Origin of the sequence: Flavobacterium denitrificans DSM 15936 (genome assembly GCF_000425445.1) — a bacterium.
Lineage (GTDB): Bacteria > Bacteroidota > Bacteroidia > Flavobacteriales > Flavobacteriaceae > Flavobacterium > Flavobacterium denitrificans.
The window spans coordinates 639,040-660,714 of record NZ_KE384377.1; the positions used below are offsets into that span (position 1 = coordinate 639,040).

Sequence of the window (21,675 nt, forward strand, 5' to 3'; positions counted from 1 at the left end):
TCGTATAAAAATAATGTAGCTTTACACTTATTATTTTGACTAAAACATATCAATTTATTATATGGAATCAACAAGAAAAGAGCATGATTTTTTGGGAGAATTAGAAATTCCCAATCATTTATATTACGGAATTCAGACTTTTAGAGCGGTAGAAAACTTCAATATTACCGGAATTCCAATCTCAAAAGAACCGTTATTTATTAAAGCTTTAGGTTATGTAAAAAAAGCGGCAGCTTTAGCTAATAAAGATTGTAATGCAATTGATCCTAAAATTGCGGAAGCAATTTGTTATGGAAGTGACCAAGTAATTTCGGGCAAATTTGATAAAGAATTTGTAAGCGATTTAATTCAAGGCGGAGCCGGAACTTCAGTAAACATGAACGCCAATGAAGTAATAGCTAATATCGGATTGGAATATTTAGGCCATAAAAAAGGAGAATACAATTTTCTTCATCCAAATAATCACGTAAACTGTTCACAATCAACAAACGACGCTTATCCATCGGCATTTAGAATTGCTTTGTATTTGAAAATGGAAAGTTTCATTAAAACTTTTGCCGGTTTAGAAGTTGCTTTCGCTAAAAAAGGTGAAGAGTTTAAAGATGTTCTAAAAATGGGAAGAACACAGTTGCAAGATGCGGTGCCAATGACTTTAGGACAAGAATTTAAAGCTTATGCCACAACAATCGGTGAGGATATTCAACGTTTGAAAAATGCTCAGGAATTATTATTAGAAATTAATATGGGCGCAACAGCAATTGGAACAAAAGTAAATGCGCCAGAAGGCTATCCAGAAATCTGTGTAAAATATTTGGCAAACGAGGTAGGAATTCCGTTGACGCTTTCGCCAGATTTGATTGAGGCAACAGTTGATACAGGAGCTTACGTTCAGATTATGGGAACTTTAAAACGTTCTGCGGTTAAGATTTCTAAAATTTGTAACGATTTGAGATTGTTAAGTTCTGGACCAAGAACAGGTTTTAATGAAATTAATCTTCCAGCGCGCCAACCAGGTTCGTCTATTATGCCAGGAAAAGTGAATCCTGTAATTCCTGAAGTTGTGAATCAGACTTGTTTTTATGTAATTGGACAAGATTTAACAGTAACAATGGCAGCAGAAGCAGGGCAATTGCAATTGAATGTAATGGAACCAGTTATTGCTTTTGCGATGTTTACTTCATTGGATTATCTTTCAAATGCAATCCAGACTTTAATCGATAAATGCATAAACGGAATTACTGCAAATGTAGATCACTGCTATAATATGGTAATGAACAGCATTGGAATTGTGACACAATTAAACCCTATTATTGGTTATGAAGAGAGCGCAAGTATTGCTGGAGAAGCTTTAAAGACAAATAAAAGCGTACATCAGATAGCAGTTTTAGAACGTAAACTAATAACGCAAGAAAAATGGGATGAAATCTATTCGTTAGAAAATTTGATCCATCCAAAATTTATTACAAAATAACATTTGGTATTATAAAAAACATTAACAAGCCGTCATTTTATCGACGGCTTTTTTTTATTTTACATTTGTTGATTTAGTAATGTAAAATCTTGAAAATAAGCTATATATTTACATATGAATTGATTATTGCTTCAAAAAATTAAAACTTCCGTATGGTAAAATTTTTAAAAAATAATTATTTTCAGAATAAATTTAAAATCTTCGGATTGTTCTTCCTTATTCAATTTAGTCTGAATGCTCAAAATGAGATTGACAGTTCTAAGATTTGTCCTCCTAAAACAATATTGGAAATCTTTAAAAAAAAGGATTCTGTATATGTTGTCAAACCCATAAAAAATAGTTTTTTCTTGATTATTCCAGCGATAGGTTCACAGCCTGCAACAGGTTTCTTTTATGGTGCAGTAGCCCAATATACTTTTAAAGGAAAAGAGAAAACAGATAAATATTCTATCGCAAATGTTGGGATAACGTATACAACAAAAAAACAATGGCTTATCAATGTCAAGAATAATATTTTGCTGAAAAATAATAATATATTTTTGAGTGGAGATTATCGTTTGTATATTTTCTCACAACCCAATTATGGTTTAGGAACAAATATTATTCCGCCTCGTCGTGAACAGCAGGACGGCTTTAGTATTGATTCTATTGCACAACCAATGGATTATAATTACCTCAAATTTCATCAATCGGTTTCTTTTCAGGTTCGTCCAAACTTTTATGTAGGTGGCGGTATCAATATTGATTGGTATTCAAGTATTGTTGATGAAAATCTTGATGTTCCCAACGGAAATCTGACATATCATTATGATTATAGCCAGAAATATGGTTTTAATGATAAAGAATATTTTTTGAACGGAATGAGCCTTAATTTGGTATATGATTCAAGAGATAATCAAGTAAATGCAAGTCACGGTTGGTTTGCCAATATTAATTATCGCTTTAATCCTGTATTGTTTGATAATCAGGATGTAAGCAATGTTTTGTATGCTGAATACCGAAATTTTATTCCAGTTTCACAAAAAGACAAAAGATATATTCTGGCACTTTGGACCTATGGGCAATTTGTTACCAAAGGGAAAGTTCCGTATTTAAATTTGCCTGCAATTGGCTGGGATCAGCGCAGTCGAAGCGGGGAAGGATATACTCAAGGATTATTTAGAGGGACAAATTTGGTTTATGCCGCTACTGAATTTAGATTCCCAATTACATGCAACCAAATGTTGAGTGGTACTGTCTTCACAAATTTTGTAACGACAAGCAATCCAGATACAGATACCAAACTTTTTCAATATATCCAGCCTGCATTCGGTTTTGGCTTGCGCGTTTTAATAGATAAAGCGACAAGAACCAATTTGATTATGGATTATGCTTGGGGGAATAATTCTAAAGGTTTTTACCTCAATGCAGGAGAAACTTTCTAATAATTTGCTTCTTTCCTAATGACTACAGAATACTTTTGTTCATAATTAAATCATAATTTTTAACTATTGTGATTTATATTTTTAAAGGCAATCCTTATTTTTGTTGTATATACAAGTTTAGATGAAGTTACTAATAGTCGAAGATGAGCCAAATCTTTTGTCGATTTTACGAAAAGGATTTGCCGAAAACAATAACGAAGTGAGTGTGGCTCTCGATGGCAAAACTGCCCTCGAGATGATTGACAATTATCATTTTGATGTTGTTGTTTTAGACGTAATGCTCCCGGATATTAACGGAATCGAAATTTGTAGAAGACTTCGTGCTAGTAAAAACTTTGTGCCAATATTGCTTTTAACCGCTTTAGGCACTTCTGAAAATATCGTGACAGGATTAAATGCAGGCGCGGATGATTATTTAGTAAAGCCTTTTAAATTTGGAGAACTTGATGCCCGAGTAAATGCTTTGAACCGAAGAGCAAATCAGGACAATGAAAAAATCGATGCCATAACAATTGGCGATTTAGAAATAAATGGAAAAGCGAAAACGGTTAAAAGAGATGGCGAAGCTATAGTTTTGACAGCCAAAGAATTTAAATTACTGTATTATTTGGCAAGAAATGCAGGCAGAATTGTTTCCCGTGACCAGATTTTAGATAATGTTTGGGATATTAATTTTGATATGAACACCAATGTTGTGGATGTTTATATCAATTATTTAAGAAAAAAGATTGACAAACCTTATAAAACCAAACTTATTCATACGATGAAAGGTTTAGGTTATGTAATACAGCCCTAGATGGATATTAGAAAACGAATTACTTTTACATATGTAGCACTTTCTACCTTTAGTACATTGCTATTGTGTATTGTTGTATTTGTCCTTTTTAGGGAAAATAACCGCTATCATTTCTTGAAAAGATTAGAAGATCGAGCAAAAATTGTGGCATCAATACATTTTCAAAATGATCCTGAGAAAATAAAATATTACAGCAATCTTAAAAAGAACGGACTAGAAGAACTTATTGAAGAAGAGGAATATGTTCTTAAAATAAACAGTGCCAATAGTTTTGAATACAATACAAAACTGAATTTGCCAAACACGTTTTATTCAACAATTTTAAGTACAGGAAAAGATTATTTTGAAATCAACAGCAAATATTATTTAGGACAAGTTTTTACTGAAAACAATCAAAAATATATTGTTATTGTAGGTGCGCGCGACAGACGCGGAAAAACGACTACTATGTATATTATTAAAATATTAGTTTTTGGTGGTATTGCATTTATTTTTCTAGCTTTCTTCTTAGGCCGATTTTTAGCTAAACGTGTTATTAATCCGGTGGCGAGAATTACAAAGGAGGTAAATCGAATAAGTGCTTCAAATCTTCATAACAGATTGCCAGAAGTCAAAAATTCAGATGAAATTTCAGATCTGACAGCCACTTTTAATGATATGCTCGACCGGTTGGAAACTTCATTTGAAATTCAAGCCAACTTTATCAACAATGCTTCGCATGAATTGAAAACACCAATTACGACTATTATTGCTGAGTCGGAAATTATGCTTTTGAAAAAAAGAAAAATTGAAGAATATGTTGAATCATTGGAAAATATATACAGCCAAGCTTCAAGATTAGGAAACCTTACTGAAAGCTTGCTCAAGTTGACACAGACAGGTTATGATGGAAAAAAACAAGTATTGGATATTGCCAGAATAGACGAATTATTACTGGATGTAAAATCAGATTTGGATAAAATTTTCCCAGATAACCGTGTTAGCATCAAGCTTAATTTTGCGCCAAAAGATTCTAATTTGCTTTTGATTCCGTGCAACAAACCACTTTTGGAATTGGCAATAAATAATATTATAACAAATGGAGTTAAATATTCTGATAACAATGAGGTATTTGTAACTCTTTCTGCGAATAAGGAATTAATAAAAATTGCAATTAATGACATTGGAATCGGAATTCCACCAGAAGATATTCCACATTTATATGAACCTTTCTTTAGAGGGAAAATTGCTACCAAATATATAGGTTATGGTTTGGGGCTTCCTTTGGCATCAAAAATCATTCGCATGCACGATGGAGAGATTCAAGTACAGTCGGAACAAAATAAAGGAACAATTGTTACCATTATTTTTAATAAATCAAAAATCAAGAAAAACAACATTAAAAATTCTAATGTTGAATCTTAGAAAATTCTAATTTTAGGTTAATACCCGTCTAATTTTCAAGGAGTTATTTTGTATGTATAAACTAAACGATTATACTTATGAAAAATATCCTTATTCCCACTACTTTAAAAGACGATACAATTTCTGCAGTTAAATCGGCAGTGAACCAAACTAAAGATTCGGCTTGTGAAATCATTTTATTGATGGTTGCTGAAACTCCAGATTCTTTTTCTTCTTCATTTTATTTGCGTGAAATGAAAACTGGACTAACTATAAGCCAAGAAGAGGTTTTAGAAACTTGCAGATATATTGTAGAACATACTCCAAACTGCAAAATTAAAGTTCACAATCAATACGGACTTTCATCTCCAATTTTTAAGCGCGTTATCGAACATTTCTCAGTGAAGTTGGTGATTTTGACTCATTCGTACAAACAAGAAACAAAGCGTATTCATCAATATTTAATTCAATTGGCTGGAAATCAAAAATGCCCAATTCTGCATCTTGGCAATGAGCGCTTAAAAGAAGATTTCACAAAAGCACTTTATATTGAAAGTAGCACTGCCAATATGCATGTGAAAGATGTACAGCAATTTTTGAATGAAAATTTCTCTTATGAGATTGTAAGTCAAGCTTCTAAGTTTGATGATGATTTTGAAAATATGGCTCCGTATTTATCTGAAGCAATTTCGAAATATGAAATCGATTTGCTGGTAGAAACCCGAAAAGGAGAAAAAATCAAATTCAAAAAGAATAAAAAAGTAAGCATCAATGAAAAATTAGGACTTCCTGTACTTTCATTGTATGAAGAGATGGCGTGATTAGTTGAATGTTGTTGGTTGAAAGTTGCTGGTTGTTAGGCATTATGCTTAATAAATAATTATAAGACTGTATTTTATATGATCTTACATTTATACAATCGTGTTTAGAAAAATTAATGCAGACCAACCAACAACATTCAACCAATAACTAGAAAACATTAATTTAAGACCGAAAATATGTTATTAAAGAAAAGAATACCAATGAAGTACGTTCTCGGCAAGATTAAAGTAGAAATAGTACTTGTATTAGCGTACACCGTTTTGTTTGAGATATTTCATCATTATTTTATCAATTTGCCTGTTGATATTCCAATAGCAATTCCAACAATGATTGGAACCATTATTTCCTTGTTATTAGCATTTAAGTCTAATCAGGCATATGATCGCTGGTGGGAAGCTCGAATTGTTTGGGGCGCAATTGTAAACGATTCAAGAACATTAATTCGTCAGGTTTTGACATTTTATAAGGATCCAGATTTTTCTGTTGAAGCAAGCGAATTCAAAGAAAATTTTGCCAAGAGACAGATTGCTTGGTGTTATAGTCTAGGGCAGGCACTTCGAAATAAAGATGCTATAACGCCACTTGAAGGTTTGATGAGTGAAGATGAGATAAGATACATTCAAAATCATCAAAACATTCCGAATGCAATTTTAATGTTGCATGCTAGAGATTTGCGAAATGCGAAAAACGAAAAGAGATTTAATAGGTATCAGCAAGTTGAAATTGATAATACTTTGTCTAGATTATGCGATGAAATGGGTAAATGTGAAAGAATCAAAAACACAATTTTCCCAACAACATATAGTATGTATATCAGATTGACATTGTGCTTGTTCATTTTATTATTGCCATTTGGCCTGACGAGTGTGTTAAGCTGGTTTGCAATTCCGTTGATTACAGCAATTGGCGCTGCTTTCTTTTTGATTGAAAGAATGGCAATCCATTTGCAAGATCCATTTGAAAACAGGCCTACAGATACTCCGGTTACAGCAATTGCAAATACAATTGAAAAGAATATAAAACAAATGCTTAACGAATACCAAAGCGAATTTGATATTCTGAAAGAATTTGATTTACAAGAAACTTCAAAAAAGGTAGAGCAAAATGCCTACTACGTTTTATAAAGTAAATTGACTTAGTTTCTCAATTTTTCCAGGCAGCGTTTTAATTAGTGGCGCTGTCTGGTTTTTATGTTTTAAAGCGAATATTTTTTCAGCAAATTTCCTAAAGTTTGAATGGATTGACGCAATTCATTTGTCCAAGGAAGACCAAAACTCAAACGCATACAATTTGAAAACTGATCTTGAAAAGAGAAAATTCTTCCCGGCGCAATGCTGATATTGTGTTTCATAGCCAAATGATAAAACGCAGCAGTATCAATTTTTTTATCCAATTCTACCCAAAGAAAAAATCCGCCTTGAGGCTGGCTCACTTTAGTCCCTGCTGGAAAAGATTCTAAAACAGTATTGATATAATTATTGCAATTTCGGTTTAAGATTTGACGAATTTTTCGGAGATGATTTTCATAACGGCCGTTTTTCAAGAAATCGCCCACAACTTCATGTGTAATAGTAGGCGAGGAGATGGTATGATACAATTTGGTTCGGAGCATTTCTTTTTTGAATTTTCCTGGTGAAACCCAACCAACGCGGTATCCAGGAGCCAATGTTTTAGAAACTGAACTGCAACACAATACAATGCCACTTTCATCATATGTTTTGCAGTTTGTTGGTCGGCTTGTGCCAAAGTACAAATCCCCGTGAATATCATCTTCAATCAACGGAACATTGTAAAAATCCATTAATCGGACAATTTCTTTTTTGTGCTCGCTTGGCATCATGCTTCCAGAAGGATTGCTGAAATTGCTCATCAAAACACAAGCTTTTACTTTGTTAGTTTTAAGTGTTTTTTTTACGGCTTCCAATTCGATTCCCGTTGTCATATTGGTCGGAAGTTCCATTACATACAAACCTAACGATCGAGCCAGTTGTAGAATTCCGAAATAAACAGGACTTTCGGTAATTATTGTATCTCCTGGTTTTGTCAATGTCAGCAAACAATCCGAAATAGCAGAAATACAACCCGGAGTGGTAATAATATCATCTTCAGTCAATGAACCGCCCCATGTAAAGGACCAGCGTGCAATTTCTTTTCGCAGATTACTGTTCCCTTGAATTTCCTCATAACTTGTTCCGCTGTTTGGCAATTGGCGCATGGCTTGAACCATTCCTTTGTTCAATTTTGCAATCGGCAATAATTCATTTGAAGGAAAACCGAGCGAAAGCATCGTAACATCTTTTACTCTCATATCGCCATAAACCAAATCAAGCAAATCTTCGCGGTCTATATTTTCAACTTTTAAAATTGGTTTGCTGGCAGAAGGTTCTGCAATATTTCTAGCCGAAATATTACTCACATAGTATCCCGATTGTGGACGCGATTCAATCAACGATCTGCTTTCAACTTCATAATATGCCTTGCTTACGGTGCTCATGCTGTAGCCTGTTTCGGCACAAACTTCCCTAATTGAGGGTAATTTGTCTCCAACATTCAAAAGGCCAGATTTTATTTGTTTTTCAATAACATCTGCAAACTGTAAATACAAGTAATTGGAACTTTTCATATTGTGATATTTATTGTTTTTTATAGGTAATATGTAATTCGCATATTTTCATTAGTGTTTGCGACTATTTTACGGTTATGCTCATTTCATAAAATAAACTGTTATGTTGCAATTTACAAAAACTGTATCTGTATTGCTATTTTATTTTTAAGAAATTTGTCTCAGAAAAAAGAAGAAATAGAAATCGTGAAAACAACAAAATATTATACAGCTGCGATTACCGCTTATACGGTCTGGGGATTTTTCAGTTTGGTCTTGAGGCCAATTCATAATTATCAGTCCTTAGATATTTTATTTTTTAGAGTTTTCAGCTGCAGTATTTTGATGCTGTTGATTGCTTTTCTTTTCAAAAGAAGCAAAATAAAAGAAACCGTGGGGAGTTTCGCTGCGCTTTCTTCTTCAGAAAAGAAGAAAGCAGTTTTGCTTAATATTAGCGGAAGCTTCTTTTTAATGGCCAATTGGTTTACTTACATATATGTTATGAATCACGTGAGCGTTAAGGCGACTTCTCTTGCATATTTAGTTTGCCCGATTTTGACCACTTTATTGGCTTATTTTCTGCTAAGTGAAAAGCTTGCCAAAACACAATGGCTTGCGGTAGGATTAAGTATTTTAGGCTGTTTGATGCTCTCTTATGCAGATATTATGGATATGTTTTTCAGCATCATTATCGGCTTGACATATGCCTCATATTTGGTAAGCCAGAGAATTAATAAAGGTTTCGATAAATTCATTGTACTGACATTTCATATTACATTGGCAGCACTAGTTTTGTTGCCTTTTTATCCAGCTTATAGTGGTCCAGTACCAACAGAGTTTAAGTTTTATTTCTGCATTGAAACGATTGCGATAGCTTTTACCATAATTCCGTTATTTCTGAATTTATATGCGCTTTCAGGGCTTCCATCTTCTACTGTCGGAATGTTATTGAATATTAATCCAATGATTGCTTTTATGTTAGCGGCATTTGTTTTCAAAGAGAAAATAAGCACTTTGCAGATTGCAGCTTATAGCATCATTTTTATAGCGGTGTTAGTTTTTAATTCACATCATATTTTTGCGATAAGACAAAAATATATCCTGTCGTCTAAAGATTCTCAATAGTTGGTTTTGCATTTTTTATTGGTTTAGAAAGTAAAATTACGAGAATCTTAACAGGGTTTTAAAACAGGAATGATTATTTTTCATTCCTGTTTTTTTATGCAGTAAATTTAATATTAGCCACAGATTACACTGATTAAAAGGATTAAATTGTTTTGTGCAAAAAAACAGCCACGAATTAAACAAATTTTCACAAATTTCTTTTTTTATTAAGCACTTGCCTTAAATAAATCTAATTCGTGAAAATTTGTGTGTAATTCGTTGCTAAAAAAAATCCTTTTAATCAGTGTAATCTGTGGCAAAAAACTAAACAAACCGAATCCTATAATTTTATGAAAGCTGCCAAACTTCAAGCCTTTACTCCGTTATTTTATTTAGTGTGGTCTGATGATCTTTTGACTCAGAAAGAATTTTCGACACTAAAAGAATTCATAAATTCCTTAAACGTTTTATCTTTAGAAGAAAAACAATATTTGCTTTCAAAAGTTGATATTTCAAATCCGCCTTCGCGAAATGAACTTACACAATGGAAATTGGATATTGAAAAAAGTATTCAAGATAAATCATCTATCAAGTCAATTTTTGATATTGCAAAAGCACTTTCTGGCAGTGATTTGGATTTAACCCCAATAGAATCAGATTTTACAAAATTGGAGAATGATCTTGGAATTTTAGGCGAAGAAGCGCTTCAGAATTTCAAAACAAAAGCCGATTCGTTTACAGCAAATTCGCAGACAACAAACAATTTTGATATTCAAAAAATAACTGAATTGTTGGATGGAAAAGAAGCGCCAATCATAAAAAGAGTAAAATCAATTATTTCAAGACCTGAATTTGCTTATGAAACTTCTACAGATATTAATGTTTTCCGCCAAACAGTTTACAATTGGTGTAAAATTCTAGCCGAGGAAAATCTTGGAAATATGGCCTATCCAAAAGAATATGGGGGAGGAGGAAATGTCGAGGATTATTTTGCGATTATGGAAACGTTGAGTTATCATGATTTAAGTTTGGTAATCAAATTTGGCGTTCAATTCGGGCTTTGGGGAATGAGCGTTCAGTCTCTTGGAACCGAAAAACATTATGCTAAATATTTAAAAGATATAGGTTCTTTAAAACTTCCAGGCTGTTTTGCAATGACCGAAACGCATCATGGATCAAATGTAAAAGGTTTAGAAACGACGGCAACTTATAATCACAGCGATCAGACTTTTACGATTCATACTCCAAATAAAAACGCGCAAAAAGAGTACATTGGCAACGCGGCCGTTCATGGCCAAATGGCAACTGTTTTTGCTAAATTAATTATTGATGATCATGATTACGGCGTAAATGCATTTGTGGTGCCGTTGCGTGATACAAACGGAAATACGGTAAAAGGCGTTACAATTGGTGATTGTGGTCATAAAATGGGTTTGAACGGCGTTGATAACGGAACTATTAGTTTTGATAATGTTGTGATTCCGAAGGATAATATGTTGGATCGTTTTGCTTCTGTAAATGAAAAAGGCGAATTTGAAAGCCCGATTCCGAGTGACAACCGTCGCTTTTTTACCATGTTAGGAACTCTGGTAGGAGGAAGAATCGGAATTCCGAGATCAGCTTTGGCGGCGGCGAAATCTGGATTGACAATTGCCATTCGCTACAGCGATCAAAGAAGACAATTCGGGCCAGAAGGTGGATCTGAAGTTCCGATTTTAAATTACAGAATGCATCAACGAAGATTATTGCCAAATTTAGCGAAGACTTATGCCGTTCATTTTGCGCTTCAATATCTTACGAATAGATTTTTGAATAGAACTGAAGCCGAAATGCAGGAAATAGAAGCTTTGGCAGCAGGATTAAAATCCTATTCAACTTGGAGTACAGGAGACATTTTGCAAGAATGCCGTGAAGCTTGTGGCGGAAAAGGATATTTATCTGAAAATCGAATCGACGCTTTAAAAAATGATACTGAAATTTACACCACTTTTGAAGGTGATAATACGGTTTTAATGCAGTTGGTTGCCAAAAATAGATTATCTGAATTCAGAAAATCTTTTGGAGAAATGGGATCGCTTGGCATCATCAATTATGTTTATGAAAATGCCAAAACGGCTTTATCAGAGAAAAACCCAATTGCAACAAGAAGAACTGAAGATGAACATTTATTGGATTCAGAATTCCATCATCAAGCTTTTATTCATAGAGAAAAAACAATTTTGGCTTCGGCGGCGCGACGTATCAAAAAATTAGTTGACGGCGGATTAGAAGCTTATGATGCTTTTAATGTTGTACAGCATCAAATGATTGATGTGGCGCAAGCTTATTTGGAACGAATTGTTTTGGAGCAATTCCAAGAAGCTTTAAAAACAATTAAAGATGAAAATTCAAAAGTGATATTAACCAAATTGTACCAGTTATTTGCGCTTTCACAGCTAGAAAAAAACAAAGCTTGGTATCTTGAAGACGGTTATATGGAAGCAGTGAAAACCAAAGCCATCCGAAAAATAGTCAATCAATTATGCTGGGATATTCGCCCAGACGCCGTTGCGCTTGTGAATGCTTTTGATATTCCAGAAAGTTGTTTAGCTGCACCAATTGCAACATTATAATTTTTTTTGCCACGACCCGAGCGATAGCGAACAGGCGAAGCAATTCACGAATTTCCACGAATTATAATTATTTAAGATAGCGTAGAAATTAGTGAAAATTCGTGTAATTCGTGGCAAATAAAAAAACTTAGCACCTTAGCATCTTAGTATCTCAGAAACTAATTTCATTATATTTGCTTTTCTAAAAACTATCGACCACCACCTTGAAAAACCTTTTACTGTTTTGTGCTTTTTTGCTCAGCTTTCCAACATTTGCTTTGGATAGCGAAGATATTATTTTGGATAAATTAAATGATGCGTTAAAAAACAAACAGCATTACGTTAAGCTCAAAGAAGAGCGAATTTTAAACTTCAAGAAAATAAAATCGGAAAGTTTAACGCCAGAACAAGAATACAATTACAATAAAACATTATATCTCGAGTATCAGAAATTCAATTCAGATTCGGCGATTCGTTATGTGAAAAAGAATGTTCATATAGCAGGGACGCTTCAAAATAAAGAACTTCTAAATTTGGCTCAATTGGAATTAGTTACGCTTTATTCTTCTTCGGGGAAATATCGCGAGTCTGAAGCGATCTTAAAAAGTATCAATAAGAAAGCCCTGCCTTCTAATTTGTTGCCAAATTATTACATCTCATATCGAGAATTTTTTGAGCATTATGCCGCCAACAGTTATAACGAAGAATACCGTCAGCAAATTGCAAAATATCGCGATTCGCTTTTAATGGTTTTAAAACCAAATACTTTAGACTATCAAATCAATAGGATTACGCAAGACATCTTTTTAAAAAAATATGTCAACACCGAAAAACAGTTAAAAGCTTTATTGAAAGTTACTAAAGAAGAAAATCCGCAATATGCGATGATTACTTATCTTTTGGCAAAAATATACGAAGCAACAGACAATCTTGAACTTAGAAAAATATATTATGCACTTTCTGCCACATCAGATTTAAAAAATGCGAATAAAGACAATGCTTCGTTGCAGGAATTAGCATCTGTTTTTTATGAAATTGGTGATGTTGATATGGCATATAAGCTCACGCAATCTGCAATTGAAGATGCACTTTACTGCAATGTACAGTTTAGGACGCTTTTAATGTCTGAGGTATATTCGATCATTAACACTGTTTATTTGGAAAAAGAAGCCAAGCGAAAAACTGAATTGCAGGTTTATTTACTGTGTATTAGTTTGTTGTCGCTTTTTTTGGTTGTTGCGATAATTTATGTTTACAAACAAATGAAAAAGGTTTCCAGAATTCGAGGAGAATTGTATGAAACCAGTCAGAAATTAGCCGAATTAAACAAAGACATAACAGAAACCAACGAACAACTTCAAGAAAGAAATTCGCAATTATCTGAATCTAATCACGTTAAGGAGGAATATATAGCTCATTTTTTCAGTCTTTGTTCGACTTATATCAACAAGCTAGAGAATTATAGGATTATTTTAAACAAAAAAGCAACTGCCAAACAGTTTGACGAGATTTATAAAATGCTCAAATCTACGACTTTAGTGGATAATGAATTGGAAGAGTTGTATAAAAACTTCGATATTATCTTTTTGAATTTGTATCCAACCTTTGTAAAGGATTTTAATGCGTTGCTAATTCCGGAAGAGCAAATTGTTTTAAAACAGAATGAATTGCTGAATACTGAGTTAAGAATTTTTGCTTTAATCCGACTTGGAATTACAGACAGTATTAAGATAGCGGCATTTCTTCGTTATTCTTTAAGTACAATTTACAATTACAGAACCAGAGCTAGAAATAAAGCGGCAGTTTCCCGAAATGATTTCGAAGAAATGGTCATGAAAATAGGTTTAATTACTTTGAAATCATAAAGAAAAATTTTAAAAGCACTACTTTTTTTAGTGCTTTTTTTTGTTTATTAAATTGATAATCAATGTTTTGATTTTTTAATTCACTACTTTTTTTCGCTTAAAAATGTAACTTGTACGATAACGTTTTAGTTTTACAATATTAATAAAAGGTACAACTGACCACTAGTACTTTGTATGTAAATTGAATGCTTAAATAAATAATAATAGTTATGTTTAAAAACGTTAAAACAATCGTTGTTTTAGTTTTATTGAGTTCATTCGGATTGAATGCACAAAATAAAGTTCCGGTTTATCTTGATGATAAAAAGCCAATTGATGAGCGTGTAGAAGATGCGCTTAAAAGAATGACAACCGACGAAAAAATTGCCATGATTCATGCGCAGTCAAAATTTAGTTCGCCAGGTGTAAAACGTCTTGGAATTCCAGAAAACTGGATGACCGATGGACCACACGGAATCCGTACCGAAGTAAAATGGGACGAATGGGATCAAGCCGGTTGGACAAACGACTCTTGTATTGCTTTTCCAGCGCTTACGGCACTTTCTGCAACTTGGAACAAAGAATTGGCTTCTTTATACGGTAAATCTATTGGAGAAGAAGCACGTTACCGTAATAAAAATGTACTATTAGGACCTGGAGTCAATATTTATAGAAGCCCATTAAACGGAAGAAACTTCGAATATATGGGAGAAGATCCGTTTTTGACTTCAAAAATGGTTGTTCCTTATATCAAAGGAGTTCAATCAAATGGCGTTGCGGCTTGCGTAAAGCACTTCGCATTAAACAATCAAGAAACAAACAGGAATACTGTAAATGTTGTAGTTGATGATCGTGCTTTATACGAAATCTATCTTCCGGCTTTTAAAGCGGCTGTGCAAGAAGGTGATGCGTGGGCGATTATGGGAGCTTACAACAAATACAAAGGACAGCAATGCTGCCACAATGAATATTTGTTAAACGATATTCTTCGTAAAGAATGGGGTTTCAAAGGCGTTGTCGTTTCAGACTGGGGCGGTGTTCATGATACAAAACAAGCTATTTATAATGGTCTAGATATGGAATTCGGTTCTTGGACAAACGGACTTTCTTGGGGTACGAGCAATGCTTATGATAATTATTATTTAGCAAAACCTTATTCAGAAATGATTAAAAAAGGGGAAGTTGGAACTAAAGAATTAGACGAAAAAGTACGTCGTATTTTGCGTTTGGCTTTCTTGACGACAATGGATAAAAATCGTCCTTTCGGTTCTTTTGGAACACAAGAACACGCTGATGCAGGTCGTAAAATTGCTGAAGAAGGAATTGTATTATTGCAAAACAACAATAATATTTTGCCAATCAACCTTTCTAAAACTAAGAAAATTGCGGTTATTGGAGAAAATGCAATCAAAATGATGACCGTTGGTGGAGGAAGTTCTTCTTTAAAAGCGAGATACGAAATTACCCCTCTTGAAGGATTAAAGAAAAAAATCGGAAATCAAGCTGAAATTGTTTACGCTCGTGGTTACGTTGGAGATCCAACAAGCAATTATAATGGAGTTGTAGCCAAAGTAAGTTTAGAAGAAAAACGTTCACCTGCTGAATTGACCGCTGAAGCTTTAAAAGTAGCTAAAGATGCTGATATTGTTCTTTTTATTGGAGGTTTGAACAAAAGCCCTAATCAAGATGATGAAGGACACGATCGTAAAGGATTGGAACTTTCTTATGGACAAAATGAATTAATCAGCCAATTGGCGAAAGTAAATAAAAACATTGTTTTCATTAATATTTCTGGAAATGCTGTGTCAATGCCTTGGATTAAAGAAGTTCCAGGAGTTGTTCAAGGATGGTTTCTAGGAACTGAGGCAGGAAATGCTTTGGCAAATGTTTTAGTTGGAGATGTGAATCCGTCAGGAAAATTGACTTTCACTTTCCCAGTAAAATTAACAGATAATGGAGCGCACGCTTTAGGACAATTTCCAGGTGGAGATGAGGTTGTTTACAACGAAGGAATTTATGTTGGATACCGTTGGGCTGACAAACAAAAAATCAAATCTTTATTCCCTTTCGGACATGGATTAAGCTACACCACTTTTGCTTATGGAAAAGTTACTGCTGACAAAAAACAAATGGGAGCAGGAGACAAAATTACATTCTCAGTTTCTGTAAAAAATACTGGAAGCCGTGAAGGATCAGAAACTGTACAGCTTTATATCAGCGATTTAAAATCTTCTCTTCCACGTCCGATAAAAGAATTAAAAGGTTTTGAAAAAGTTTCGCTAAAAGCAGGAGAAGAGAAAACAGTAACTTTTACTGTTGACAAAACTGCTTTGAGTTTCTTTGATGATAAAAAACACGACTGGGTTGCTGAACCAGGAGCTTTTGAAGCTTTAATTGGTGCATCTTCAACAGATATTAAATCTAAAGTGGGCTTTTCACTTCAATAATTTCATTATTTCTAAATTGGTTGGTTTGTAAAGCTGCAAGTGTAAAAATTTGCAGCTTTGCTTTTAGTAATTTTACCATTAAGACATTAAGATTCATTAAGAATGCTTTATTTTCTTATTGTTTTAGATGCTAACATTCATTAAGTCAAACTTAACTTTCTTAATATCTTTATGGTTGAAAAAAAATAAATGACATGAAAAAAATTATACTTCTAGTATTCGCTTTAATTTTAATTCAAAATCTATCGGCACAAAGTTTAAATAAAATGCAATGGTTTAATGAACCTGAAAAATGGGAAATTAAAAGCAATGCGTTAATTATGAATGTAACGCCAAACAGTGATTACTGGCGAATTTCGCATTACGGTTTTACGGTTGATGATGCGCCTTTTTACTATGCAACTTACGGTGGTGAGTTTGAGGCCAAAGTAAAAATTACAGGAAATTACATCGCTCGTTTTGACCAAATGGGATTGATGATTCGTGTAGACGAAAAAAACTACATTAAAACCGGAGTCGAATTTGTTGACGGAAAATTCAACATCAGCACTGTAGTGACGCATGAAAAAAGCGATTGGAGTGTAACCACACTTGAAAAAGCGCCACCATTTATCTGGATAAAAGCCGTTAGAAGGTTAGATGCTGTTGAAGTTTTTTATTCTTTTGATGATAAAAACTACATCATGACCAGAAATGCGCCACTGCAAGACAACACGCCGGTTATGGTTGGATTAATGGCCGCTTCGCCAGACGGAAATGGTTTTGAAGCTAAATTTGAAAATTTCACAGTTAAACATCTTCCAGACCAAAGAAGATTAGAATGGTTGAAAAATCACTAATAATAATTGTGAATTGTAAATTATCAATTATTAATTAAATTCACCATTAACAGTTTATAATTAACCATTATATGAATGATATTCAACCAAAAAAACATTACGAAATCCTTGACGGATTACGTGGAGTTGCTGCAATATTAGTTGTAGCTTTTCATATTTTTGAAACTTTCGCAGGCGGAAACCGTTTTAAGCAAATTATCAATCACGGTTATTTAGCCGTTGATTTCTTTTTTCTTTTATCTGGATTTGTAGTTGCTTATGCCTATGATGATCGTTGGGGAAAAATGACACAATGGGAATTTTACAAACGCCGATTAATTCGTTTGCAGCCCATGGTGATTATGGGGATGATTATAGGCGCCTTATTTTATTATTTTCAAGCTTCAGACATATTATTTCCAATGATTGCAGATATGGAAGTATGGAAAGTAATTCTGACCATGATAATCGGATTTACATTATTGCCAATTCCGCCTTCTTTGGAAATTAGAGGCTGGGGAGAAATGCATCCTTTAGACGGTCCGGCATGGTCGCTTTTTTTTGAATATATTGCAAATATCTTGTACGCCCTAATCTTTCGCAAATTTTCGAAAAAAGTATTGTCAGTTTTTGTACTGCTATTTGCCGGACTGCTAATTAATTATCTTGTTTTTGGGCCAAAAGGTGATGTGATAGGCGGGTGGTCTTTAAACTTGGAGCAAATGAACATTGGTTTTACCCGATTATTATACCCGTTTTTTGCCGGTATGTTGCTTTGTCGTTTAGGAAAATTGATTCATTTAAAAGGCGCTTTCTGGATTTGCAGTATTTTGATTACTGTTGTTTTGGCTCTTCCAAGATTTGGAGACGAAAACAGTTTATGGATGAACGGATTATATGAATCATTCTGTATCATTTTAGTTTTCCCATTAATCGTTGCAATTGGAGCCGGCGGACAGATCAAAAGTGCTTTTTCAGCTAAGATTTGTAAACTATTGGGTGATATCTCATATCCAATTTATATTACTCATTATCCATTGATTTATTGGTACACGGCTTGGGTCGTTAACAATAAAATTTCTTTAGAAGACGGTTTCCTTCCTGGAATTGCACTTTTGTTAGCAAGTATTGTTTTAGCATTCGTATGTTTAAAATTATACGATGAGCCGGTTAGAAAGTGGCTTGTAAATAAATTTCAGAGAAAAGGTTCTGAGGTTGTAAGAAGCTAAGGTGCTAAGGAAAAAACTTTGTCACTTTGAATCTTCGCAACTTTGCACCTTTTAAAAACATTGAATTTCTAAATTTTGTTAGTTTTAGAATTGAAAAAAGGGATGAAATATTTAAAATTTCATCCCTTTTCTATTTTTAAACAAAGTTCAGAGTAAAACCTTTGTCCCTTTGTAACTTTGTCTCTTTGTAGCTAAAAAAATTATTCCAAAACCAATTGTCCTAAAGCTTCTTTGCTGAAACCTTTCAATTGATCTAATTTTCCTTCTTTGATTTTTGCGACCCAATTTGGATCAGATAAAAGAGGTCTTCCAACAGCAACCAAATCAAAATCACCTCTATCGAAACGTCTGTTTAATTCTTCTAAAGAAGTCGGCTCAGAACTTTCACCCGCAAAAGCGCCAAAGAAATCACTTGAAAGTCCAACAGAACCTACAGTAATAGTTGGAGCTCCAGTCACTTTTTTAGCCCATCCAGCAAAATTCAAATCAGAACCTTCAAATTCAGGTTCCCAGAATCTGCGTTGTGAAGCATGTATAATATCAACTCCAGCATCAACAAGCGGTGTAAGCCAAGCTTCTAATTCTTGTGGATTTTTAGCCAATTTATAATTGTAATCAGAAGGTTTGAATTGAGAAAAACGCATGATAACTGCGAAATCATTCCCAACTTGTTTTCTTACTTCTTTAACAACTTCAATGGCAAAACAATTACGTTCTGGCAATGTTTTTCCGCCGTAAATATCTTCACGTAAATTTGTTTCCGCTCTAAAGAATTGGTCAATTAAATAACCATGAGCGCCGTGAATTTCGATCGTATCAAAACCAAGTCTTTTTGCATCAGCTGCCGCTTTTCCAAAAGCCAAAATTGTATTCTCAATATCTTTCTCAGTCATTGTAATTCCATTTCTGAAATCAGGACGATTTAATCCAGACGGACCTTCAAATGGAACAGGAGGAACCCAACCAGAATGGTGATTATCCATAATTCCCATATGCCAGATTTGTGGCCCCATTTTCCCGCCAGCAGCATGAACTTCGTCAATCACTTTTTTCCAGCCATTTAAAGAAGATTCTCCATAAAAATGAGGAACATTTGCATCGTTTGATGATGAAGGTCTGTCAATTACAGTTCCTTCAGATAAAATTAAACCAACTTCGCCTTCAGCTCTTTTTTGGTAGTAAGCTGCGACATCATCAGTTGGAACTCCATTTGGAGAAAAAGAGCGCGTCATTGGCGCCATTACGATTCGGTTTTTCAGATTCAACGATTTTAAGTTAAATTCCGAAAACAGGTTGTTTGTACTCATAGTAATTTTACAAATTAGATTGAATTAATTTACTAAGTGCTTCAAAGGCACCTTCGTTGCGTTTATAATAAGTCCATTGTCCAACACGTTTGGCTTCGATAAAACCAGCACGTTGCAAAATAGACAAGTATTCAGATACTGTAGATTGTGTCAAACCAGCTTTAGCCTGAATTTGTCCCACGCAAACTCCGTGTTCAAATCCGCCATGTTCCAGTTGACCTGGAAAGTTGATTTCAGGTTCTTTCAGCCATTCCAGCATTTGCAGTCTGGACTTGTTTGACAGTGCTTTAAAGATTTCTATATTTTCCATGACGCAAATATATCGACTTTTCCCGATATACCAATTTAAAGAAAAATATTTAGGATTTTTTTATGATGGAGAAGAGGAAATGACGAAGAATTTACTAAAGAAAAATTATATTTGCTTATGTATTAATCTCGCAAAGATGCGGAGTCGCAAAGTCTTTTTAAGCTTTATGAGTTGCTTGCCTCAGTAAAAGCCGGAAGCAAGTCAAAAATAACTTTGCGACTCCGCGTCTTTGCGAGATTAAAAAATTCCCCAAAACAAATAAACTTAATCCATTATGAAAAAAACATTACTCATTTTAGGCTTCTTATGTTGTGCAATCACCAGTTCAAAAGCACAAGTTGTAGGTGTCGATGTCGGCGATATTGCTCCAGAAATTGAACTTCCAGATACAAAAGGAAATGTCGTTTCGCTTTCGTCATTTAGAGGCGCTTTAGTGTTAGTTGACTTTTGGGCTTCATGGTGCGGACCATGCATCAAAGAACAACCGGCTTTATTGAAACTGCATAATGCTTATCCAGAAAAACTATTTATTTATGGCGTTTCTATGGACACAAAAAAGCCTTTGTGGACAGGCGCAATTGCAAAAGGAAAATTGCCTTGGACAAACGTAAGCGACTTAAAATATTGGAGTTCGCCAGTTGTAAGCGCGTACATGCTACAATCTGTTCCATTAAACTTTTTAATTGATAAAAATGGAATTATTTTAGCTAAAAATATTCACGGAAAAGCTCTAGAAGATATGGTTAACAGCTTGTTGACTAAGTAGTTTTTTGTTTCAAGTTTCAAGTTTAACCGCAAAGAGCGCATAGATTTACGCAAAGCACGCAAGGAAAATTAAACTTTGCGACTCTGCGACTTTGCGAGATTATTTCGTCAGCTTAAAAAAAAAACTTATCGAACCTTTGCGTAAATCTATGCGCTCTTTGCGGTTAAATTCACAAAGCAAATCAACCTGAAACCTGAAACAAAGAAAAACCTGAAACAAAAAAAAAGTCCATTTTAATGGACTTTTTTAAATTATTCGTTTTCTGTATTTGCCTTTTTGACGCCTCCAAAGCTTGTTTTCATCATTTCCCTAATTTGAAACTGCGATTTGTTTCGTGTAACATTTTTCCATTCGTCAAAATTATAAATATGGATTTTATCGGCATACGGATTTGTTACAAAGAAAAGTCTTGATATAGAGAATTTATAATATTTTAATTCATGCGAAATGTGGCGATCGGGAACGACAATAAGAATCGTATCCCAATCCAGAAAATTTTTTGGAACGTCCTCTCTTTCAGTTAATCCAAGAGAATCAAAAAAGGCAACTATCTTTTGATCATTAATCTTATCGATCTTTTCATCGATACGCTTAATGGTGCTCAGAAGCTTTTTTTCATCTTTAATAACACTCATAAAATCTTTGTTTTTTAAATTTTTATATAAAATTACACCAAAAGAAAATTATTTTATAAAGTAAAGCCAATAGAATGATTCTAAATTTTGTTACTCATTTTTGATGGGGTATACAAGGATAATAGT

General features: G+C 33.9%; 17 protein-coding genes. 13 read left to right on the plus strand and 4 right to left on the minus strand.

Annotated elements, in window-relative coordinates:
* The first annotated feature begins 61 nt into the window (after window positions 1-61).
* The 6 genes from aspA to H600_RS0114765 all read left to right on the plus strand — a co-directional run bounded on the left by aspA (window position 62) and on the right by H600_RS0114765 (window position 7,020).
* Entirely contained in the window at window positions 62-1,471 is a 1,410-nt protein-coding gene (gene aspA / locus H600_RS0114740) for an aspartate ammonia-lyase (protein WP_026729510.1), read from the plus strand.
* Window positions 1,472-1,623: 152 nt separating this feature from the next.
* A complete protein-coding gene (locus H600_RS0114745) occupies window positions 1,624-2,895 on the plus strand; it encodes a BamA/TamA family outer membrane protein (RefSeq protein WP_026729511.1) in 1,272 nt (423 codons plus the stop codon).
* A gap of 121 nt (window positions 2,896-3,016) precedes the next feature.
* Entirely contained in the window at window positions 3,017-3,691 is a 675-nt protein-coding gene (locus H600_RS0114750) for a response regulator transcription factor (RefSeq protein ID WP_026729512.1), read from the plus strand.
* Window positions 3,692-5,095 carry a sensor histidine kinase gene (locus tag H600_RS0114755; RefSeq protein WP_026729513.1) on the plus strand — a complete coding sequence of 468 codons (1,404 nt, stop codon included), beginning with the start codon at window positions 3,692-3,694 and terminating at the stop codon, window positions 5,093-5,095.
* Window positions 5,096-5,172: 77 nt separating this feature from the next.
* On the plus strand, window positions 5,173-5,895 hold the full coding sequence (locus H600_RS0114760) for an adenine nucleotide alpha hydrolase family protein (protein ID WP_026729514.1): 723 nt from the start codon (window positions 5,173-5,175) through the stop codon (window positions 5,893-5,895).
* Between the two features lie 177 nt (window positions 5,896-6,072).
* The gene (locus H600_RS0114765; protein ID WP_026729515.1) at window positions 6,073-7,020 is read left to right on the plus strand and encodes a bestrophin family protein; all 948 of its coding nucleotides are present in this window, start codon (window positions 6,073-6,075) and stop codon (window positions 7,018-7,020) included.
* 71 nt (window positions 7,021-7,091) lie between these two features.
* Here the strand turns inward: H600_RS0114765 and H600_RS0114770 are convergent, their stop codons facing one another.
* Complete coding sequence (locus H600_RS0114770; RefSeq protein ID WP_026729516.1) at window positions 7,092-8,519, minus strand: aminotransferase-like domain-containing protein; 1,428 nt, start codon at window positions 8,517-8,519, stop codon at window positions 7,092-7,094.
* 186 nt (window positions 8,520-8,705) lie between these two features.
* Here H600_RS0114770 and H600_RS0114775 point away from each other — a divergent pair, with 186 nt between their 5' ends.
* The 6 genes from H600_RS0114775 to H600_RS22140 all read left to right on the plus strand — a co-directional run bounded on the left by H600_RS0114775 (window position 8,706) and on the right by H600_RS22140 (window position 18,531).
* Window positions 8,706-9,623 (plus strand): EamA family transporter, encoded by a 918-nt coding sequence (locus H600_RS0114775; RefSeq protein WP_026729517.1) that lies wholly within the window; start codon window positions 8,706-8,708, stop codon window positions 9,621-9,623.
* A 329-nt stretch (window positions 9,624-9,952) separates the two neighbouring features.
* Window positions 9,953-12,214 (plus strand): acyl-CoA dehydrogenase family protein, encoded by a 2,262-nt coding sequence (locus tag H600_RS0114780; RefSeq protein WP_026729518.1) that lies wholly within the window; start codon window positions 9,953-9,955, stop codon window positions 12,212-12,214.
* Between the two features lie 257 nt (window positions 12,215-12,471).
* Window positions 12,472-14,058, plus strand: a complete 1,587-nt coding sequence (locus tag H600_RS0114785) for a DUF6377 domain-containing protein (RefSeq protein ID WP_245176573.1) — start codon at window positions 12,472-12,474, stop codon at window positions 14,056-14,058.
* A 209-nt stretch (window positions 14,059-14,267) separates the two neighbouring features.
* On the plus strand, window positions 14,268-16,484 hold the full coding sequence (locus H600_RS0114790) for a glycoside hydrolase family 3 C-terminal domain-containing protein (RefSeq protein WP_026729520.1): 2,217 nt from the start codon (window positions 14,268-14,270) through the stop codon (window positions 16,482-16,484).
* Between the two features lie 194 nt (window positions 16,485-16,678).
* Window positions 16,679-17,323 carry a DUF1349 domain-containing protein gene (locus H600_RS0114795; RefSeq protein WP_026729521.1) on the plus strand — a complete coding sequence of 215 codons (645 nt, stop codon included), beginning with the start codon at window positions 16,679-16,681 and terminating at the stop codon, window positions 17,321-17,323.
* Window positions 17,324-17,394: 71 nt separating this feature from the next.
* On the plus strand, window positions 17,395-18,531 hold the full coding sequence (locus H600_RS22140) for an acyltransferase family protein (protein WP_035108668.1): 1,137 nt from the start codon (window positions 17,395-17,397) through the stop codon (window positions 18,529-18,531).
* Window positions 18,532-18,731: 200 nt separating this feature from the next.
* Here the strand turns inward: H600_RS22140 and H600_RS0114805 are convergent, their stop codons facing one another.
* The gene (locus tag H600_RS0114805) at window positions 18,732-19,838 is read right to left on the minus strand and encodes an NADH:flavin oxidoreductase (protein ID WP_026729522.1); all 1,107 of its coding nucleotides are present in this window, start codon (window positions 19,836-19,838) and stop codon (window positions 18,732-18,734) included.
* Window positions 19,839-19,845: 7 nt separating this feature from the next.
* Window positions 19,846-20,148 (minus strand): ArsR/SmtB family transcription factor, encoded by a 303-nt coding sequence (locus H600_RS0114810; protein WP_012025367.1) that lies wholly within the window; start codon window positions 20,146-20,148, stop codon window positions 19,846-19,848.
* 274 nt (window positions 20,149-20,422) lie between these two features.
* Between H600_RS0114810 and H600_RS0114820 the strand changes: the two genes are divergently transcribed.
* Window positions 20,423-20,914: a TlpA family protein disulfide reductase gene (locus H600_RS0114820; RefSeq protein ID WP_026729524.1), complete on the plus strand. Its 492-nt coding sequence runs from the start codon at window positions 20,423-20,425 to the stop codon at window positions 20,912-20,914.
* Window positions 20,915-21,165: 251 nt separating this feature from the next.
* On the opposite strand, the gene H600_RS0114825 is transcribed toward H600_RS0114820, so the two are convergent.
* Entirely contained in the window at window positions 21,166-21,549 is a 384-nt protein-coding gene (locus H600_RS0114825; RefSeq protein ID WP_026729525.1) for a hypothetical protein, read from the minus strand.
* Window positions 21,550-21,675 lie beyond the last annotated feature (126 nt).

Bases quoted from the DNA above. Each gene is read 5' to 3' on its own strand.
- H600_RS0114780 (WP_026729518.1), top strand. From the start codon at position 9,953: ATGAAAGCTGCCAAACTTCAAGCCTTTACTCCGTTATTTTATTTAGTG.
- H600_RS0114745 (WP_026729511.1), top strand. From the start codon at position 1,624: ATGGTAAAATTTTTAAAAAATAATTATTTTCAGAATAAATTTAAAATC.
- H600_RS0114820 (WP_026729524.1), top strand. From the start codon at position 20,423: ATGAAAAAAACATTACTCATTTTAGGCTTCTTATGTTGTGCAATCACC.
- H600_RS0114795 (WP_026729521.1), top strand. From the start codon at position 16,679: ATGAAAAAAATTATACTTCTAGTATTCGCTTTAATTTTAATTCAAAAT.
- H600_RS0114790 (WP_026729520.1), top strand. From the start codon at position 14,268: ATGTTTAAAAACGTTAAAACAATCGTTGTTTTAGTTTTATTGAGTTCA.
- H600_RS0114755 (WP_026729513.1), top strand. From the start codon at position 3,692: ATGGATATTAGAAAACGAATTACTTTTACATATGTAGCACTTTCTACC.
- H600_RS0114760 (WP_026729514.1), top strand. From the start codon at position 5,173: ATGAAAAATATCCTTATTCCCACTACTTTAAAAGACGATACAATTTCT.
- H600_RS0114810 (WP_012025367.1), bottom strand. From the start codon at position 20,148: ATGGAAAATATAGAAATCTTTAAAGCACTGTCAAACAAGTCCAGACTG.
- H600_RS0114805 (WP_026729522.1), bottom strand. From the start codon at position 19,838: ATGAGTACAAACAACCTGTTTTCGGAATTTAACTTAAAATCGTTGAAT.
- H600_RS0114825 (WP_026729525.1), bottom strand. From the start codon at position 21,549: ATGAGTGTTATTAAAGATGAAAAAAAGCTTCTGAGCACCATTAAGCGT.
- aspA (WP_026729510.1), top strand. From the start codon at position 62: ATGGAATCAACAAGAAAAGAGCATGATTTTTTGGGAGAATTAGAAATT.
- H600_RS0114750 (WP_026729512.1), top strand. From the start codon at position 3,017: ATGAAGTTACTAATAGTCGAAGATGAGCCAAATCTTTTGTCGATTTTA.
- H600_RS0114770 (WP_026729516.1), bottom strand. From the start codon at position 8,519: ATGAAAAGTTCCAATTACTTGTATTTACAGTTTGCAGATGTTATTGAA.
- H600_RS0114765 (WP_026729515.1), top strand. From the start codon at position 6,073: ATGTTATTAAAGAAAAGAATACCAATGAAGTACGTTCTCGGCAAGATT.
- H600_RS22140 (WP_035108668.1), top strand. From the start codon at position 17,395: ATGAATGATATTCAACCAAAAAAACATTACGAAATCCTTGACGGATTA.